The sequence below is a fragment of the Pseudomonas fluorescens genome (genome assembly GCF_001708445.1).
GTDB classification, from domain to species: domain Bacteria; phylum Pseudomonadota; class Gammaproteobacteria; order Pseudomonadales; family Pseudomonadaceae; genus Aquipseudomonas; species Aquipseudomonas gorinensis.
In genome coordinates this window covers 2,012,413-2,028,789 of the sequence record NZ_CP015637.1, presented here as the reverse complement: position 1 = coordinate 2,028,789, position 16,377 = coordinate 2,012,413, and the positions used below count along the sequence as shown (strand labels likewise).

General features: G+C 61.4%; 18 protein-coding genes and 1 pseudogene. 11 read left to right on the top strand and 8 right to left on the bottom strand.

The annotated features are described in order from the left end of the window. Positions 1 to 118: 118 nt before the first annotated feature. Positions 119 to 1,258 (bottom strand): FMNH2-dependent alkanesulfonate monooxygenase, encoded by a 1,140-nt coding sequence (gene ssuD / locus A7317_RS09260; protein WP_069075618.1) that lies wholly within the window; start codon positions 1,256 to 1,258, stop codon positions 119 to 121. A gap of 9 nt (positions 1,259 to 1,267) precedes the next feature. Continuing rightward, positions 1,268 to 1,831 (bottom strand): FMN reductase, encoded by a 564-nt coding sequence (gene msuE / locus A7317_RS09255; RefSeq protein WP_024074407.1) that lies wholly within the window; start codon positions 1,829 to 1,831, stop codon positions 1,268 to 1,270. Positions 1,832 to 2,227: 396 nt separating this feature from the next. On the opposite strand from msuE, the gene A7317_RS09250 reads away from it, so the two are divergent. The 3 genes from A7317_RS09250 to A7317_RS09240 all read left to right on the top strand — a co-directional run bounded on the left by A7317_RS09250 (position 2,228) and on the right by A7317_RS09240 (position 5,749). Then, positions 2,228 to 2,497, top strand: a complete 270-nt coding sequence (locus A7317_RS09250) for a hypothetical protein (RefSeq protein WP_024074408.1) — start codon at positions 2,228 to 2,230, stop codon at positions 2,495 to 2,497. 233 nt (positions 2,498 to 2,730) lie between these two features. Continuing rightward, on the top strand, positions 2,731 to 3,891 hold the full coding sequence (locus A7317_RS09245; RefSeq protein ID WP_024074409.1) for a cysteine desulfurase family protein: 1,161 nt from the start codon (positions 2,731 to 2,733) through the stop codon (positions 3,889 to 3,891). Between the two features lie 49 nt (positions 3,892 to 3,940). Continuing rightward, on the top strand, positions 3,941 to 5,749 hold the full coding sequence (locus tag A7317_RS09240) for an aminopeptidase P family protein (protein WP_024074410.1): 1,809 nt from the start codon (positions 3,941 to 3,943) through the stop codon (positions 5,747 to 5,749). Between the two features lie 84 nt (positions 5,750 to 5,833). Here A7317_RS09240 and A7317_RS09235 read toward each other — a convergent pair whose 3' ends face one another. The 5 genes and pseudogenes from A7317_RS09235 to A7317_RS29875 all read right to left on the bottom strand — a co-directional run. Continuing rightward, on the bottom strand, positions 5,834 to 6,448 hold the full coding sequence (locus tag A7317_RS09235; RefSeq protein WP_024074411.1) for a 2-hydroxychromene-2-carboxylate isomerase: 615 nt from the start codon (positions 6,446 to 6,448) through the stop codon (positions 5,834 to 5,836). A 37-nt stretch (positions 6,449 to 6,485) separates the two neighbouring features. After that, positions 6,486 to 7,217, bottom strand: a complete 732-nt coding sequence (locus A7317_RS09230; RefSeq protein WP_024074412.1) for an SDR family oxidoreductase — start codon at positions 7,215 to 7,217, stop codon at positions 6,486 to 6,488. A 106-nt stretch (positions 7,218 to 7,323) separates the two neighbouring features. After that, positions 7,324 to 7,605: a hypothetical protein gene (locus A7317_RS09225; RefSeq protein ID WP_024074413.1), complete on the bottom strand. Its 282-nt coding sequence runs from the start codon at positions 7,603 to 7,605 to the stop codon at positions 7,324 to 7,326. Positions 7,606 to 7,771: 166 nt separating this feature from the next. Continuing rightward, the gene (rhtA, locus tag A7317_RS09220; protein ID WP_024074414.1) at positions 7,772 to 8,659 is read right to left on the bottom strand and encodes a threonine/homoserine exporter RhtA; all 888 of its coding nucleotides are present in this window, start codon (positions 8,657 to 8,659) and stop codon (positions 7,772 to 7,774) included. A 429-nt stretch (positions 8,660 to 9,088) separates the two neighbouring features. Then, positions 9,089 to 9,193, bottom strand: a pseudogene (locus A7317_RS29875) (3-isopropylmalate dehydratase small subunit); the annotation flags it as partial. A gap of 210 nt (positions 9,194 to 9,403) precedes the next feature. Between A7317_RS29875 and A7317_RS09215 the strand changes: the two are divergent. Genes A7317_RS09215 through A7317_RS09180 form a run of 8 tightly spaced genes read left to right on the top strand, consistent with a single transcriptional unit; the run spans position 9,404 to position 15,527 of the window. Then, positions 9,404 to 10,606 (top strand): PepSY-associated TM helix domain-containing protein, encoded by a 1,203-nt coding sequence (locus tag A7317_RS09215; protein WP_069075617.1) that lies wholly within the window; start codon positions 9,404 to 9,406, stop codon positions 10,604 to 10,606. After that, complete coding sequence (locus A7317_RS09210) at positions 10,603 to 11,142, top strand: thiamine pyrophosphate-binding protein (protein WP_069075616.1); 540 nt, start codon at positions 10,603 to 10,605, stop codon at positions 11,140 to 11,142. The genes A7317_RS09215 and A7317_RS09210 overlap by 4 nt, the downstream gene beginning before the upstream one ends. After that, positions 11,139 to 11,468 carry a hypothetical protein gene (locus tag A7317_RS09205; RefSeq protein WP_024074397.1) on the top strand — a complete coding sequence of 110 codons (330 nt, stop codon included), beginning with the start codon at positions 11,139 to 11,141 and terminating at the stop codon, positions 11,466 to 11,468. Before A7317_RS09210 ends, A7317_RS09205 begins: the two co-directional genes overlap by 4 nt. Then, the gene (locus A7317_RS09200; protein ID WP_024074396.1) at positions 11,465 to 12,025 is read left to right on the top strand and encodes a DUF6162 family protein; all 561 of its coding nucleotides are present in this window, start codon (positions 11,465 to 11,467) and stop codon (positions 12,023 to 12,025) included. The genes A7317_RS09205 and A7317_RS09200 overlap by 4 nt, the downstream gene beginning before the upstream one ends. 19 nt (positions 12,026 to 12,044) lie before the next feature. Further along, complete coding sequence (locus tag A7317_RS09195) at positions 12,045 to 12,965, top strand: metal ABC transporter substrate-binding protein (RefSeq protein WP_024074395.1); 921 nt, start codon at positions 12,045 to 12,047, stop codon at positions 12,963 to 12,965. Beyond that, complete coding sequence (locus tag A7317_RS09190; protein ID WP_069075615.1) at positions 12,962 to 13,708, top strand: metal ABC transporter ATP-binding protein; 747 nt, start codon at positions 12,962 to 12,964, stop codon at positions 13,706 to 13,708. The genes A7317_RS09195 and A7317_RS09190 overlap by 4 nt, the downstream gene beginning before the upstream one ends. After that, positions 13,705 to 14,604 carry a metal ABC transporter permease gene (locus tag A7317_RS09185; RefSeq protein WP_024074393.1) on the top strand — a complete coding sequence of 300 codons (900 nt, stop codon included), beginning with the start codon at positions 13,705 to 13,707 and terminating at the stop codon, positions 14,602 to 14,604. Before A7317_RS09190 ends, A7317_RS09185 begins: the two co-directional genes overlap by 4 nt. Further along, the gene (locus tag A7317_RS09180; RefSeq protein ID WP_069075614.1) at positions 14,604 to 15,527 is read left to right on the top strand and encodes a metal ABC transporter substrate-binding protein; all 924 of its coding nucleotides are present in this window, start codon (positions 14,604 to 14,606) and stop codon (positions 15,525 to 15,527) included. The genes A7317_RS09185 and A7317_RS09180 overlap by 1 nt, the downstream gene beginning before the upstream one ends. Before the next feature lie 107 nt (positions 15,528 to 15,634). Here the strand turns inward: A7317_RS09180 and A7317_RS09175 are convergent, their stop codons facing one another. After that, complete coding sequence (locus tag A7317_RS09175; protein ID WP_041160882.1) at positions 15,635 to 16,348, bottom strand: UTRA domain-containing protein; 714 nt, start codon at positions 16,346 to 16,348, stop codon at positions 15,635 to 15,637. Between the last annotated feature and the right edge of the window lie 29 nt (positions 16,349 to 16,377).

Genomic DNA, 16,377 nt, shown 5'->3' with positions numbered 1-16,377 from the left:
GAAGGCCAAAGGTGGGAGCGGGCTTGCCCCGATAGCGGTGTGTCAGTTGCCAGTTACGGGGCTGACCCGCCGCAATCGGGGGCAAGCCGCCTCCCACCTAAGGCAGGCTTCATTGATCTCAGGGCTTGGCGGGCAGTACATCGTTGGCGATCATTTCGCCGAACGGCCCCGTCAGGTTGGTGATGCCGTGCCCGGCCAGGCTGGCATAAGGTTCCGGCAATAACGGGAACACCAACTCGGCAAAGCGATACGCCTCTTCCAGGTGCGGGTAGCCGGAGAAGATAAAGCTCTCGATGCCCAGGTCTGCGTATTCCTTGATGCGCTCGGCCACTTGCTGCGGGTTGCCCACCAGCGCGGTGCCGGCACCACCGCGTACCAGGCCGACACCGGCCCACAGGTTGGGGGCGATTTCCAGGTTGTCGCGGCGCCCGTCGTGCAGGGCGGCCATGCGGCGCTGACCTTCGGAGTCAAAGCGCGAAAACGATTTTTGTGCCGCGGCGATGGTGTCGTCGCTGATGTGCTCGATCAGTTTGTCGGCGGCTTTCCAGGCGTCTTCTTCGGTCTCGCGCACGATCACATGCAGGCGGATGCCGAACTTCACGGTGCGGCCATGACGCGCGGCCCGTTCACGCACATCCGCGAGTTTTTCCGCGACGGCGGCCGGGGGTTCACCCCAGGTCAGGTACACGTCCACCTGTTCGGCGGCGAGGTCATGGGCGGCGTCCGAAGAACCGCCGAAATACAGCGGTGGGTACGGCTTCTGCACGGGCGGGTAAAGCGCCTTGGCATTCTGCACGCGCAGGTGCTTACCCTCAAAGTCCACCGATTCGCCCTGCAACACACGGCGCCAGATCTTGAGGAATTCGTCGCTGACTTCATAGCGCTCGCTGTGATCGAGGAAGCTGCCGTCGCCACGGTTTTCGTCAGGGTCACCGCCAGTCACCACGTTGATCAGCAAGCGGCCATTGGACAGGCGATCGAGGGTCGCCGCCATGCGCGCCGACACCGTGGGCGAGATGATGCCCGGACGAATCGCCACCAGGTAGCGCAGGCGTTCTGTCAGGGGGGCCAACGCCGAGGCGATGACCCAGGAGTCTTCGCACGAGCGGCCGGTTGGAATCAGTACGCCGTAGTAGCCAAGGCTGTCAGCCGCTTGGGCGACCTGTTTCAGATAGTTGAGGGTGACTGGCCGCGCACCTTGGGTTGTGCCCAGGTAATGACCGTCGCCATGTGTTGGCAGGAACCAGAAAACATCCATGACAGATCCTTAAGCGATTTTCAGCAGAGAAGTGGAGTGCGCGGCAAACAAGGGCGCCGCGCGTTCTGCAGCAAGACGAATACGGCCCTTCAAGGGCTCGCTGGTTATTTGGTAGTCGGTGAAGTCGGCTTCGGTGGCATACACGCCAATCGGCAAGGTCAAGGCCTGGAAGAAGCTGAATAACGGCCGCAGTTGGTGATCGAGGACCAGTGCATGGCGATCGCTGCCGCCGGTGGCTGCGAGCAATACCGGCGTGTTGATCAGCGAGTTGAGGCCGACCAGGTCGAACAGGTGCTTGAGCAGGCCGGGATAAGAGCCGCGATAGACCGGTGCGGCGACGATCAGCAGGTCGGCTTGCTCGATGGTCACCAGTTGCGCTTCGATCTCTGCTGGCAGCTCATCGCGCGACAGCGCGCCGCCCAGTGGCCGGGCAATGTCGCCCAGTTCGATCAGGGTGGTCTGGATCGGCAGCAGGCTGGCCAGTTCGGCGAGTACCGCTTGGGTCAGCACCAGGGTACGGGACGGGCGCCAGGTTCCGCCGGAGAGGGCAACGACATTCAGGGGACGGGTCATGAACAGTTCCTTTTCAACAGTGGTTCATTGCGAGTGAAGTACGTGGGCTGAGCAAGAGCTGTACCAATGGGCGCAGGCCTTGCCGGCTGCGGGTTACAGGCTCACTGCTGAAAAGTGTTGCTGTTGTCTGCCTGGTGAATTGTTGAATGACTGTTGCCTGCGCAACAGTTGCCTGGCGAACACTGGGGCCCGGCGTGCAGCTAGTTATAGTGGGTTGTTTTTATTCCGTAAATGAACGTATTTCCATATTAATAGATCGTAAAAGAATATGTTGGCCTGGTTATCGAGGGTGTCGCGGCGGGTGATAGCGACTATCACGGACGATGATTTTTCACTGTGCGGGGGCGGGAGTAGCCTGTGTTCATTGACTTACACCTCCTTCGCAGAGCCTTCGCCATGAACCAGTCACTCGCTGTTTGCGTATTACTTGTCGCTTCCTTCCTCACCGGCTGTGCGACACATCCCTCACCGGAATCACGTCCTTACACCGCTGAAGAAACCAAGCAATTGGCTCTGGAAGCGCTGAGCCGTCGCGGCTTGTCGTTTGATGAATACCAACAGCAGCGCGCCGCACTGACCGGCCAGCCACAGAAGCCCTTCGGTTTTGATCGCCAGGGTGAAATGAATGCCGAGCGCAGCGTGACCTTGCATGGGCGCCCCAGTTGAGTGGCTGCGCCGTGCTGAAGAACCCGAGGTTTCCCTTAAGGAATCTCGGGTTTTTTGTTTGCCATGGAGCGACTTCAGCCTGTTAAGCTGAATTTCAGGAGCGTTCCTACGCACATTTACATAAAGTCATCCTTTTCTAATGGCATTTGACCAGGTAAACCTGACCACCTCTGTTCCGGTCGATGCCCCTGAGACGCTGCTCTCGGGAACCTGCTCTGCGAGTCTTTAACGTCATGAATAAACGTCCGCTGTATTTCGACTACGCCGCCACCACGCCGGTGGATGAGCGGGTCATCCAGGTGATGGTCGAGTGCCTGGGCTTCAATGCCAACTTTGGCAACCCTGCGTCCAGTTCCCATGCGTTCGGCCAAGCGGCCCGGCAAACGGTTGAACAGGCACGTCGCCAGGTGGCCGAGCTGGTGGGCGCCGAGCCAGGACAGATCGTCTGGACCTCCGGAGCCACTGAATCCAACAACCTTGCGATCAAGGGCGTGGCCCAGGCGCGTGGCGTGGCGGGCGGGCATATCATCACCAGCCAGATCGAGCACAAGGCAACCCTGGATACCGCGCGGCAGTTGCAGGACGCCGGGGTGGCCGTGACCTACCTGGTGCCGGATGCCGATGGCTTGATCAGTGTCGAGGCGGTCAGCGAAGCCTTGCGTGAGGACACCTTCCTGGTGTCGCTGATGCTGGTGAACAACGAACTGGGTACCCTCAATGACATTCCGGCGATTGGCGCGCGAGTGCGGGCGCAGGGTGCGTTGCTGCATGTGGACGCGGCGCAAGGGGCGGGCAAGGTGGCTATCGACCTGACGCAATGGCCGGTGGACCTGATGTCATTTTCCGCCCACAAGCTGTACGGTCCCAAGGGCATCGGCGCGTTGTATGTCGGGCCTCGGGCCCAGCAGAAGGTATCTGCGCAGATTCATGGCGGTGGCCATGAGGGCGGTTTGCGTTCCGGCACCCTGGCGACGCATCAAATCGCGGGCATGGGGGCGGCGTTTGCCTTGGCGGCGGAGTCTTTTGCGGAGGAGAAGGCCCGGATCGTGGCTTTGCGCCAGCGCCTGCTGGATCAGTTGGCACCGGTGGCAGGCGTACGCCTCAATGGCAGCCCGGCGCAGCGTATTCCGCACACCCTCAGCCTGACGTTCGGCGAAGGCGAATTCAATTCTGCCGCCCTGAGTGCCGGTATCGCCTTTTCGGCGACGTCGGCCTGCAACTCGGCCAGCAATGCACCGTCCCACGTCCTTCTGGCCCTGGGCCATGATGCACGCTCCGCCGCTCGAACCATTCGCCTGAGCCTGGGCCGGTTTACCACCGAACAGGATATCGACCAGGCTGTGCAATTGATCAAGGCCGCCCTTGCCAGTGCACCGGCGTTCTGGGCGGTCTGATTATCCATTTGCAGCACATAACAATTATTCGTGGTTAGCAGGAGACACAATGAGTACGCAGCCTTTGACCCATGGAACGGTGCCCCAGCGCCTTGCGCATACCCGTGAACTGATGAGCCGCGAGGGCATTCACGCCCTGCTGGTGCCGTCGGCCGACCCACACTTGTCCGAATACCTGCCCGGCTACTGGCAGGGTCGCCAGTGGTTGTCGGGGTTTCATGGTTCGGTCGGGACACTGATTGTCACCGCGGACTTCGCCGGTGTCTGGGCTGACAGCCGTTACTGGGAACAGGCGAGCAAGGAGCTCAAGGGCAGCGGTATCGAGTTGGTAAAACTGCAACCCGGCCAACCCGGTCCGTTGGAATGGCTGGCCGAACAAACCCCGGAAGGCGGTGTGGTGGCGGTCGACGGTGCGGTCATGGCCGTGGCCTCGGCGCGAACCCTGGGCAGCAAGCTGGCGGAGCGTGGCGCGCGCTTGCGTACCGATATCGACCTGTTGAATGAGGTCTGGCAAGACCGGCCGCCGTTGCCGAATCAACCGATCTACCCGCATCTGCCGCCCCAGGCCACCGTTAGCCGTGGCGAGAAACTTGCCGCACTGCGCAGCAGCTTGAAAGAGCGGGGCGCCGACTGGCACTTCATTGCGACGCTGGACGACATTGCGTGGCTGTTCAATCTGCGCGGCGGCGATGTGTCGTTCAACCCGGTGTTTGTGTCCTTTGCCCTGGTCAATCAGCAGCAGGCCACCTTGTTCGTGGCACTGGGCAAGGTCGATGCCGAGTTGCGTGCCACGTTGGCGCGGGATGGGGTGACGCTACGCGATTACAGCGAAGTGGCTGATGCATTGCGTGCTGTGCCGCCGGGCGCCAGTTTGCAGGTTGATCCAGCACGTGTGACTGCCGGTTTGCTTGAGCATCTCGATGCGGGGGTCAAGTTGGTCGAAGGATTGAACCCGACCACGCTGGCCAAGTCTCGCAAGAGCTTGGCCGATGCTGAACATATCCGCCAGGCCATGGAACAGGATGGCGCGGCGTTGTGCGAATTCTTCGCCTGGCTCGACAGCGCCCTGGGGCGTGAACGCATTACCGAGCTGACCATCGACGAACATTTAACGGCTGCACGCGCCCGTCGCCCGGGTTATGTTTCACTGAGTTTCAACACTATTGCGGCCTTCAACGCCAATGGCGCCATGCCGCATTACCATGCCACTGAAGAAGAGCACGCGCTGATCGAAGGTGATGGCCTGCTGTTGATCGACTCGGGCGGCCAGTACCTGGGCGGCACGACGGATATCACGCGGATGGTGCCCATCGGTACGCCGAGCGAGGAGCAGAAGCGCGACTGTACCCGGGTACTCAAAGGTGTGATCGCCCTGTCCCGTGCGCATTTCCCCAAGGGTATCCTCTCGCCGCTGTTGGATTCGATCGCGCGGGCGCCGATCTGGGCTGAGGGCGTGGACTACGGCCACGGTACCGGTCACGGCGTAGGCTATTTCCTCAATGTGCATGAGGGCCCACAGGTGATCGCCTATCAGGCCGCGACCGCACCGCAAACCGCGATGCAGCCTGGCATGATCACCTCGATTGAGCCCGGTACATATCGCCCAGGCCGTTGGGGCGTGCGCATCGAGAACCTGGTATTGAACCGTGAAGCGGGCAAGACCGAGTTTGGTGAGTTCCTCTCGTTCGAAACCCTGACCTTGTGCCCCATCGATACACGTTGCCTGGAGCCATCGTTGTTGACGGCTGATGAGCGCCAGTGGTTCAACGCCTACCACGCCGAGGTGCGGGAGCGTTTGAGCCCATTGCTAAGCGGTGCCGCGCTGGAGTGGTTGCAGGTCCGCACTGCCGCTATTTGATCGGTTGCGGTTCAGGGGGGCGACAGCGCAATGCCGAGCCCCCATTCAATCGTTGCCGCCTAAGACGGGTTCGCAAGGGGACGTTCAAGGGCGGTCGACGATCGAAATGTTGCCAAGGGCTTCCCGTACAAACTCCAGACGGTCTTGGCCGAAAAACAACTGATCTCCTACAAACAGGCTGGGCGCACCAAACACCCCGCGTTGAACGGCTCGTTCGGTGTTGTCCTTGAGGGCGGCTTTTACGACTTCATCGTTGGACAGGGCCAATATTTGTTCCGGATCGAAACCCTGCTCAGTGAGGACTGTGGCCACGACGGCGGGGTCTCCCAAATGACGGCCTTCTACCCAGAGGGCGTGGAACAGGCAGTCGATGAAGGCCTGGAAGCGTTCAGGTTGGTGCATTTGCATGCCGGTAACTGCCCTCATCAATACCAGCGTATTGATAGGGAAGTGCGGGCTGAACTTGAGCACAACCTTGTAGCGTCGGGCATATCGCGCCAGGTCATCCAACAGGTAGCGACCTTTGGCGGGGACGGTGATCGGGGAAGCGTTGCCGGTCGCCTTGAATACGCCCCCTAATAGTATTGGCCGATACACCAGCAGTGCGCCGGTTTCGGCGCACAGGGCAGGGAGTTGGGTATACGCCAGGTAAGTGGCGGGACTGCCGAGGTCGAAGAAGAACTCCAGGGGCTTATTCATGGTTGCTGCTCGCTGCTTATTGTTATGGGAGGCGTGACTACCAGGGCTCGTTCCAGGGGCGCAGGTCCAGTTCGAAAGTCCAGGCGTCCCGTGGCTGGCTATGTAGGAACCAATAGTTATCGGCGATATGGTCGGGGTTGAGAATGCCGTCCTGATCCTTGAGGGCATATTTCTGCGGAAAATTGTCGCGAATGAACGCGGTATCGATAGCGCCGTCCACCACCACGTGGGCGACGTGGATACCTCGGGGGCCTAATTCCCTCGCCATACTTTGGGCGAGGGCGCGAATTCCGTGCTTGGCGCCGGCGAACGCGGCAAACCCTGCAGCTCCACGCAGACCTGCCGTGGCGCCGGTGAACAGGATGGTGCCGCGGTTGCGCGTAACCATGCGTTTGGCGACTTCGCGGGCATTCAGGAAACCGGAGAAACACGCCATCTCCCAGATCTTGAAGTATTTGCGCGCCGTTTCTTCCAGGATGCTGCAGGGGACGTTGGCGCCGATATTGAAGACGAGGACTTCGATAGGGCCCAGTTCGCTTTCGATCTGTTCGATCAGTGCGATAACGCCTTCTTCTTTGCGCGCATCGCAAGCAAAACCATGGGCTTGGCCGCCCGCCAGCTGGATGCTGTCCACCAGCGGCTGCAGTTTGTCGGCGCTGCGACGGGTGACGCAGGCCACATACCCCTCGCGGGCAAAGCGTTTGGCAATGGCGCTGCCGGTTGCATCGCCCGCACCCACTACCAAAACGATTTTCTTGTTGTGCGTCATGGGAACTCCTTTGGCTCGGTGATCAAGCAGGAGTGTAGCCACAGCATCGCAAAGGGCAGGTTTGTGTCAGGAATTTGATCGGAGCAGTCGGGGACTGCTCGGGTGACTACTTACAGATGACGATCATGCTGCGGCTGGTGTAGCCAGCAGGGTTGAGGCCGAAGGGGTAGTCCCCAGGCTCCTCGGAATTGTCACCGGATTTGGCGATAACCCGGTAGCCCTTGGCTCCGCAAGAATTGGTGGCACTGGTGTAGCACTGGTCCCAGGAGGACGACAGGCCCGAACAGTTGATATGCAGCCCTTTTTTGCCCCGCTTCACTTCTGTCTTGGTGGTCGCGGCACAGCCAGCAATGGCCACGACCATGAACAGTATCAAAATTCGCTTCATTCCTATCCTTAATAGCCGCTCCGCAAAAAAGCCTGGAGCTGGCCTTACTCGCTCTCGATTGTAGCGTTCGGGCTGTCCTTGTCGAAATTCTCCATGAATGACATTGGTTTACCGACTAAACATGGCCTAAATGAGCGGCAAATACCAGAGCTACCTCGAAAGATGATTAGTCGGCGGGCACCAGTGGTTTGGATTCATTGCGCATGGTCAATGTGGCGCCTACGGAGGCCAGGATGATGCAGGTGATGGCCAGCCATTGGGCGAGGGATAAGTGCTCATGCAGGAAAAACAGGCCGGAAAGCGCGCCGAACGCGGGCTCGATGCTCATCAACGTACCGAAGGTGCGGGCGGGTAGTCGGGTCAGTGCGACCATTTCAAGGGTATAGGGCAAGGCGGTGGACAGAATGGCGACGCCAATGGCGATAGGGATCAGGGCGGGTGTCAGCAATGCAGTACCGGCATGGACGATACCAATCGGTGCGACGAAGAGGGCGGCAATCATGACGCCCAGCGCGGCGGTTTGTACGCCGTTGTCGTTGCCGGCTTTTTGGCCAAACAGGATATACAGCGCCCAGCAGACGCCCGCACCCAATGCGTAGCCCGCGCCGATCAAGTCAATGCCACTGCTGGCTTCCCCCATCGGGATCAGCAGGAGCAGGCCAATGATCGCGAGGGCAATCCACAGGAAGTCCATCGCTCGCCGTGATGCATAGATAGCCACGGCGAGGGGGCCCGTAAATTCGAGTGCTACTGCAATGCCCAGGGGGACGGTGCGCAAGGACATATAGAAGAGGAAGTTCATGCCGCCCAGCGCCATTCCGTAGACGATTACGGTGCGCAGGGACTTGGCCGTCAGCTTTGCGCGCCAGGGGCGCAATAGAAGCAGCATGATCACGCTGGCGAAAATCAGGCGCAGGGTCGTGGTGCCTTGTGCGCCGATGATAGGGAACATGCTCTTGGCCAGCGAAGCGCCGGACTGTATGGAGGCCATGGCGATTAACAGCAGGCCTACTGGAAACAATGCCGAGGCCAGGCTGCGGGGTGGGGTGGTCATTGAGGTGTGTCGTCCAAGGTCATAGTAGAGAAGCAGAGGTCGCTATGATGCTGAACTGTTGAGTAATGAGCAATATATTGCCCAACTATCGCTGCCACACGTCCTATATAGAAGGAATGTCAGGTGTTTTCGGTGGTTTGATAGAAATTCCAAATAAAGAGTTGACGGCAGATTCTGGAAGTCTATAATTCGCCCCACTTCCGGCGCAGTCGAAACGGAAAACTCCTTGGTAAACAAAGAGTTACGCAAGATTCGACACGCGGCGCCTGTAAGTTCTTCGCGAGCAAGCTCGCTCCTACAAAAAAGCCTTAACTGAACGGCATTAGGGCTTGCCACAACAAGCCCGCTCGCCACAGGGGTTCCAGTTTGCTGCGCGACAGCGCTAAGTCGGATATTGAGCGGGACCTCCCACATTTGTTTGGCCGTGGGTCAGTTAAGCCACGGGTTGGCTTGCAGGTGGCCGCGTTCGAATGCCTTGATCGCTTCGCTGCACTGCAAGGTGCTGCCAACTGCATCCAGGCCCAGCAGCAAGGGCGCCTGGGTGATGGCTTGGAACATGTTTCGTGTTCGATGGAGGCGATAAAGCGCCCTGAATGTGAACCTGAAACATTTTCTTTCATATCCCGCTTAGGGATTTCTCATTCTCATCCGTCTTAACTTAGATACAGCCTGTCGCGTCAGCAAAAGCTACGACCGGCCTTTTCCGGGCCTTCAATGCCCCCTCCGATCAAGACCCTCATTCACATGTCGAAGAAGTCACGCTCAAAACTCTGGTTTCTTGTACACAGCTGGCTCGCGTTGCCCATCTGGTTCTTTGTACTGATCGTCTGCGTCACCGGCACCCTGGCGGTGGTCAGCCAGGAGATCGTCTGGCTGGCCAACCCGGATATCCGTGCCAGCCAGCCGTCGGACGACGCCGAACTGCTGAGTTACGACCAGGTGATCGCCGCCATCCAGCGTGACGCGCCCGAGGTGATCGTGCAGTCGATCAGCCGCCCGGATGAGTCGCACTTTGCCCTGAGTGTCAACCTCAGCTACCCCGACGGGCGCTCCGTCGAGGTCTACGTCAACCCGTACACCGGGGTCATCCAGGGGATCAGCCCGGCCTTCAACTTCCAGCAATTTACCCGTGCCCTGCACGGCTGGTGGTTGGTGCCGTTCACCAATGGCTACAGCTGGGGCTGGTACCTGGTGTCGGCGCTCGGTATTCCGCTGCTGGCGTCGCTGGTCACCGGGCTGGTGGTGTACAAGCGGTTCTGGAAAGGCTTCCTGCGCCCGACCCTGCGTATCCGCCACGGTGCGCGGATCTTCTGGGGTGATTTCCATCGCTTGAGCGGTATCTGGTCGATCTGGTTCATTGCGGTGATCTCCATCACCGGTATCTGGTTCTTGATCCGGGCGATCCTGGGGGACAACCAGATTTCGATTTCCACTGAACCGGTGATCCCGGTGATTGCCCGCGAGAAGGTGCCGCTGTCTGCACCCGGTGTACCGGCCCCCATGATTCCGGTGGACGAGGCGATCAAGATCGCCACCCAGCGTATTCCCGGCCTGGAGGCGAGTTTCGTCAGCCTGCCTCTCAATGCCTACAGCCACCTGCAGATCGGCGGGCGCGGCTGGTACCCGCTGATGTACCAGACCGCGCAGATCAACCCCTATGACGGGGAAATCGCCGCCGCGCACTTGTTGTCCGACCGCTCGAAGCTGGAGTTCGTCACCGAATCCATGCGCCCGCTGCACACCGGCGACTTTGGCGGGCTGTGGATCAAGCTGATCTGGGCGTTCTTCGGCCTGATCATGAGCATGATGGTCCTGAGCGGCCTGCTGATCTGGACCAAGCGCACCGCCCTGGCCACCCTCAATGCCCTCAAGCGCGAAGCCAAGACCCAACGTGCGCCGGCGTCTATCCCGGCCATGCCAGCCGAAACCTCGGAGGCCAACCTATGAGCAAGCCCGCTGCCGCGCCCCCGCCTTCACCGCTGCGGGCCTTTTGGCTGAAATGGCGTTTCCACATCAACGTCCTGCTGTTACTGGTGCCCCTGGGCTTTATGCCCAAGTACTTTGCCGATGCCGCGCTGTTTCGTGGCGACACCGGCCTTGGCGAACGGGTGGTCGGTGACGTGCAGGTCGGGCCATGGAGCCTGAAGCTCGCCGAATTCCGCAACGAAGGCCCGCGCCCGGACCCGGCCGGCCCGATGAAGTCCTTCAATGCCGCCCTGTGCGCGACCTGCGCCGAGCAGGTCAAGGCCACCTACCTGCGTATCGGCAAGCCACGCAGCCTGCGGGCCGCCGGGGTGATCTTCTTCGGCACGCCCTACCGCATGGGCGCCGCCCTGCCCATCCCTGAGCGCACGCCGGTCGACGCCGAACTGTGGGTCACCATGGAAGGCTGGGACGGCACGATGCACCAGGGTTCCGTTCCTTTGAGCCAGGCCTCGCCTGCAACCATTGCCTGGCTGAACAAGCAAGGAGTTAAACCATGACTTTGATGCGCCTGACCCGCGCCTGTGGCGTTCTGTTGCTGAGCGCCGGCTTCAGTACGGTTGCCCTGGCCCACAACCCGATGTGCGAATGCAAGGAAATCCCCGGTGAGCAGATCCAGTGTACCGGCGGCTTTTCCGACGGCAGTGGCGCCCCCGGCGTGACCCTGGACGTGATCGGCTACGACGAGACCATCCTGCTGCCCGGCAAGCTCGGCCAGGACTCGACCCTGACCTTCAAGAAGCCCGCGGCCGAGTTCTATGTGCTGTTTGATGCGGGCCCCGGCCACGTGGTGGAAATCGACCAAGCGGATATCCAGCCTCAATGAGTACCACACAGGTTGTACGCCCCGCCGGTGCCGGCCATGAAACCCTCTACGTCCTGCTGCTGTGCCTGATCATCCTCGCGGTGGCCGGCACGGTGGTGGCCCTGCACGGTGAAACCCAGGTGGTGGCCGCCGTGTCCAGCCATCAACTGGATGCCCGCCGTGACCTGAGCGCCGCCGAACAAGGCATCTACGCCGACCTGCGGGTAACGCTGGATGAAATCCACGTGCTGCAACAAGAGCAAAGCGCCCTGCCTGGCCCCGAACAACTGGCCGAAGAAGGCTTTGCGCCGTTTGCCCGCGACGCCAGTTCGGTCAGTCGTGGCGACCATCGCTGGCAGTTGCTGGCGAATACGGCCTACCTGGGACTGAGCCAGGCGCCGACCACCAGTGGCTCGCTGCTGATGCGCGTGCACGGCGCCGAGCCGGACATCTGGCTCAACCGCCGCGCAGACCTCGCCGCCCCTTCCGACCTCACTGACCAGGCGCTGATCGCAGCCGGCTGGCAGCAGGTGGTCGCGCAATTCGATGCCGGCGTCACCCGCCAGCACCGTCACTGAACGAGAAGATCGATTGCCCATGTCTATTTCATCTCCCCTGTTACGCCTGTTGCTGGTTGGCCTGTTCAGCCTGATGCTCGCGCCCCTCGCTAACGCCGAGGCCGCCAAACGCCTGCGGATCGGCATCACCCTGCACCCTTACTACAGCTACGTGGCGAATATCGTCGGCGACAAGGCCGAGGTGGTGCCGCTGATTCCGGCCGGTTTCAACCCCCATGCCTACGAGCCGCGCGCCGAAGACATCAAGCGCATCGGCACCCTGGATGTGATCGTGCTCAATGGCGTCGGCCATGACGATTTCGCCGACCGCATGATTGCCACCAGCGAGCGCCCGGCTATCCCGGTGATCGAGGCCAACGCCAACGTGCCGTTGCTGGCCGCCACCGGCAATGCGGCGCGCGGTGCCGGCAAGGTGGTCAACCCGCACACCTTCCTGTCGATCAGTGCCTCGATTGCCCAGGTCAACAACATCGCCCGCGAGCTGGGCAAGCTCGACCCGGACAACGCCAAGACCTACACCCAGAACGCCCGTGCCTACGGCAAACGCCTACGCCAGATGCGCGCCGACGCCCTGGCCAAGCTGACCCGCGCGCCCAACCCGGACCTGCGTGTCGCCACCGTGCACGCGGCCTACGACTACCTGCTGCGCGAGTTCGGCCTGGAAATCACCGCGGTGGTCGAACCGGCCCACGGGATCGAACCCAGCCCCAGCCAGTTGAAGAAAACCATCGATGAACTGCGGGCGCTGGACGTGAAGGTGATCTTCTCGGAAATGGATTTCCCGTCCACCTATGTCGACACCATCCAACGCGAATCCGGGGTCAAGCTCTACCCGCTTTCGCATATTTCCTACGGTGAATACAGCGCTGAGAAGTACGAAGTGGAAATGACCGGCAACCTCAACACCGTGGTACGGGCGATCCAGGAGTCGGGGGCATGACGGTGGCGGAACACCTGAAAGTGGCCAGCGTCGGGCCAACGATCGACTTCGACCAGGTGACGCTGACCCTCGGCCGCACGGCGATTCTCGATCGCGTGAGTTTCCAGGTGCAGCCGGGCAGCATCCACGCACTGGTAGGCCCCAACGGCGGCGGTAAAAGCTCGCTGATCAAGACCCTGCTGGGGCAGACGCCGCATCAGGGCCACTTGAGCCTGCAATGGCCAACGGTGCCCGGCACCATCGGTTATGTGCCCCAGGCCCTGGAATTCGACCGGGGCTTGCCGATGACCGTGGATGATTTCATGGCTGCCATGTGCCAGCGGCGCCCGGCGTTCCTTGGGTTGTCGAAGCATTACGCCGGCACCATCGGCGAGGCGCTGGAACGGGTCGGCATGCAAGACAAGCGCAAGCGCCGCATGGGTGCGCTGTCCGGCGGTGAGCGTCAGCGCGTGCTGCTGGCCCAAGGGCTGATTCCGGCCCCGCACTTGCTGGTGCTGGACGAACCGATGTCGGCCCTCGATGAAGCCGGTATCCAAGTGTTCGAACGGCTGCTGAGCGACTGGCGCCTGGCCGGGATCACCGTGCTGTGGATCGAGCACGACCTGGAGGCCGTGGGTCGCCTGGCCGACCGCGTCACCGGGTTGAACCGCCGTGTGCTGTTCGACGCCACGCCAAAGGAGGCTCTGACCCCGGATCGCCTGCTGACCCTGTTCTCTACCCACCCTCGGAGCCCGGCGCAATGAGTTATGAAGCGTTTCGCTTGATGGTCCAGGGCTGGGCCTCTTCCGGTTACCTGCCGGAAGCCCTGGCCTATGGTTTTGTGGTCAACGCGTTGCTCGCCGGCCTGCTGATCGGCCCGGTGCTGGGCGGCCTGGGCACGCTGGTGGTGGTCAAGCGCTTTGCGTTTTTCTCCGAAGCGGTCGGCCATGCGGCGCTGACCGGCGTTGCGGTGGGCATCCTGCTCGGAGAACCCTATACCGGACCGTACGGCAGCCTGTTTGGCTACTGCCTGTTGTTCGGCATCCTGCTCAACTACCTGCGCAACCGCACCGGCCTGGCGCCGGATACGTTGATCGGGGTGTTCCTGTCGGTGTCCCTGGCGTTGGGCGCGAGCCTGCTGCTGATCCTGGCAGGCAAGATCAACGTGCATATCCTGGAGAACGTGCTGTTTGGCTCGGTACTGACGGTCAACGGCAATGACCTGCTGGTACTGGCAGTCGTAGGTTCGCTGGTAATGGCCCTGGCGCTGCCGCTGTACAACCGCATCATGCTCGCCAGCTTCAACCCGCAATTGGCCGCGGTACGCGGTGTGGCGGTGAAGACCCTGGACTACCTGTTCGTGATCCTGGTGACCCTGATCACCGTGGCGGCAGTCAAGGTCATCGGCGCGATCCTGGTCGGTGCGCTGCTGGTGATCCCGGCCGCGGCGGCCCGCCTGTTGAGCCAATCGCTCAAGGGATTCTTCTGGATCTCAGTGGTGATCGCTACCCTCAGCACCCTCTGCGGGATCCTGCTGCCCATCATCTTCGACCTGCCGATCCCCTCCGGCGCCGCGATCATCCTCGTGGCCGGTATCGCCTTCGCCTGTGCCGCCATTGCGCGCGGCACCGTGCCCAGTCTCAAAGGGAACCTTGGATAATGCGCGCGTTCTTCCCCCCCCTGACCCTGGCCATCGCCTGCTTGATCACCCCGCCGCTGATAGCCGCCGACGTCGCCAGGCCGGCCATGCACGCGGCCAAACCCATCAAGGTCCTGGCCTCGCTGCCCATCACCTATGGCTTGGCAGCGGTGCTGCTCAAGGGCACCGACGTGCAGTTGGAACGTGCCGCCCCGGCCAACCTGCCAGGCTCGCGCCAGGTGTCCTACTTCACCGGCCGTGGCGCACCGGCGCTCAATACGCTGGCCCAGGACGCCGACGCCGCCATCGGCCTGCGCTCGCTGTGGGCCGATGATCCGCTCTACCCCGTGGCGCGGCGCAGCAATATCCGTATTGTCGAAGTGGACGCCGCACGCCCGGTGGACGGCGGCTTGCCGGGGATCGCCGTGCAACCGGGCGTCACCGACGGCTTGAACAGCCAACCCTGGCAATCGAGCAATAACATGGGGCGCATGGCCGACGTAATGGCCGCCGACCTCAGCCGCCTGGCCCCCGCCGCCAAGCCAAAGATCGACGCCAACCTCGCCGCCCTCAAGCAACGCCTGCTCAAGCTCACTGCCGACAGCGAAGCGCGACTGGCCCAGGCGGACAACCTGAGCGTGGTGAGCTTGAGCGATCACTTTGGGTATCTGATCAGCAGTTTGAATCTGGAACTGCTCAGCACCGATGCCCGGCCCGATGCGGATTGGACGCCTGAGGCATTACAAAAACTCAGTGCCGAGCTGAAGGAAAACGACGTGGCCGTGGTGCTGCATCATCGTCAGCCGAGTGACGCCGTGAACGCCGCCGTCACGGCAGGCGGCTCGAAGTTGCTGGTGTTGAACGTCGACGGCGCGGACCCGGTATCGGAGTTGGAAACCAATGTGGATCAAGTGATCAAGGCACTCACAAAGCACTCACTGTAGGAGCGAGATTGCTCGCGAAAGACGTCAACGCTAACGCGGACAGCCTGATCCACCTCGGCGCCCTCAGGTTTTTCGCGAGCGAGCTCGCTCCTACAGGAAGCTCCCGATCACACCACATCCACGCCGACATGAATCGCATCATGCCGCCAGAACTCTAGGTCGCAGTCGATCAAGCGCTGGTGCTGGTCATAGTTGACCCGGGCAATCCGCAGGCCCGGGCTGCCCACCGACACGCGCAACGCCGCGGCGGCTTCCACCGGCAATGAGGTTGGCACAATCTCGAAACGCACCCGCCCGTAGTGCAGGTCGTACTTGCGCGCATACAGCTCGGTCATCGACTGATTCAGGTCGCACTCCAGAATCCCCGGGAAATAGTGCGGGTTCAGGTAGTGCTCCACATACAACACCAGCCGCCCATCGATCCGTCGGCTCCGGCAAATCTGGATCACGCTGGACAAGGCCGGCAGCTGCAACCACGCACACACTGCCGCAGACGCCGGTTGCAGCCGCGCGCTGATGACCTCGGTCGACGCCACGCGTCCCTGGTCATTGACCATGGCGTGAAAGTGGCTGCGCTGCATCAGGTTGTAGGCCAGCCGGGGTGGCGAGACAAACCAGCCACGACGCTCCTCGCGATAGATCTGCCCCTGGGCCTCCAGTTGTAACAAGGCTTCCCGCACGGTAATTCGAGTGGTACCAAACAACTCGCTGAGTTTGCGCTCGGCGGGCAGTTTGCTTGCAGGCGGCAACAAACCGTGGTCGATCTGCTCTTGCAGCGCCAGGCCGATGGATGTCACCGCCTTGATTGCCTCATCACGCATCAACGTTACCTATCTGGACTAGACCAGCA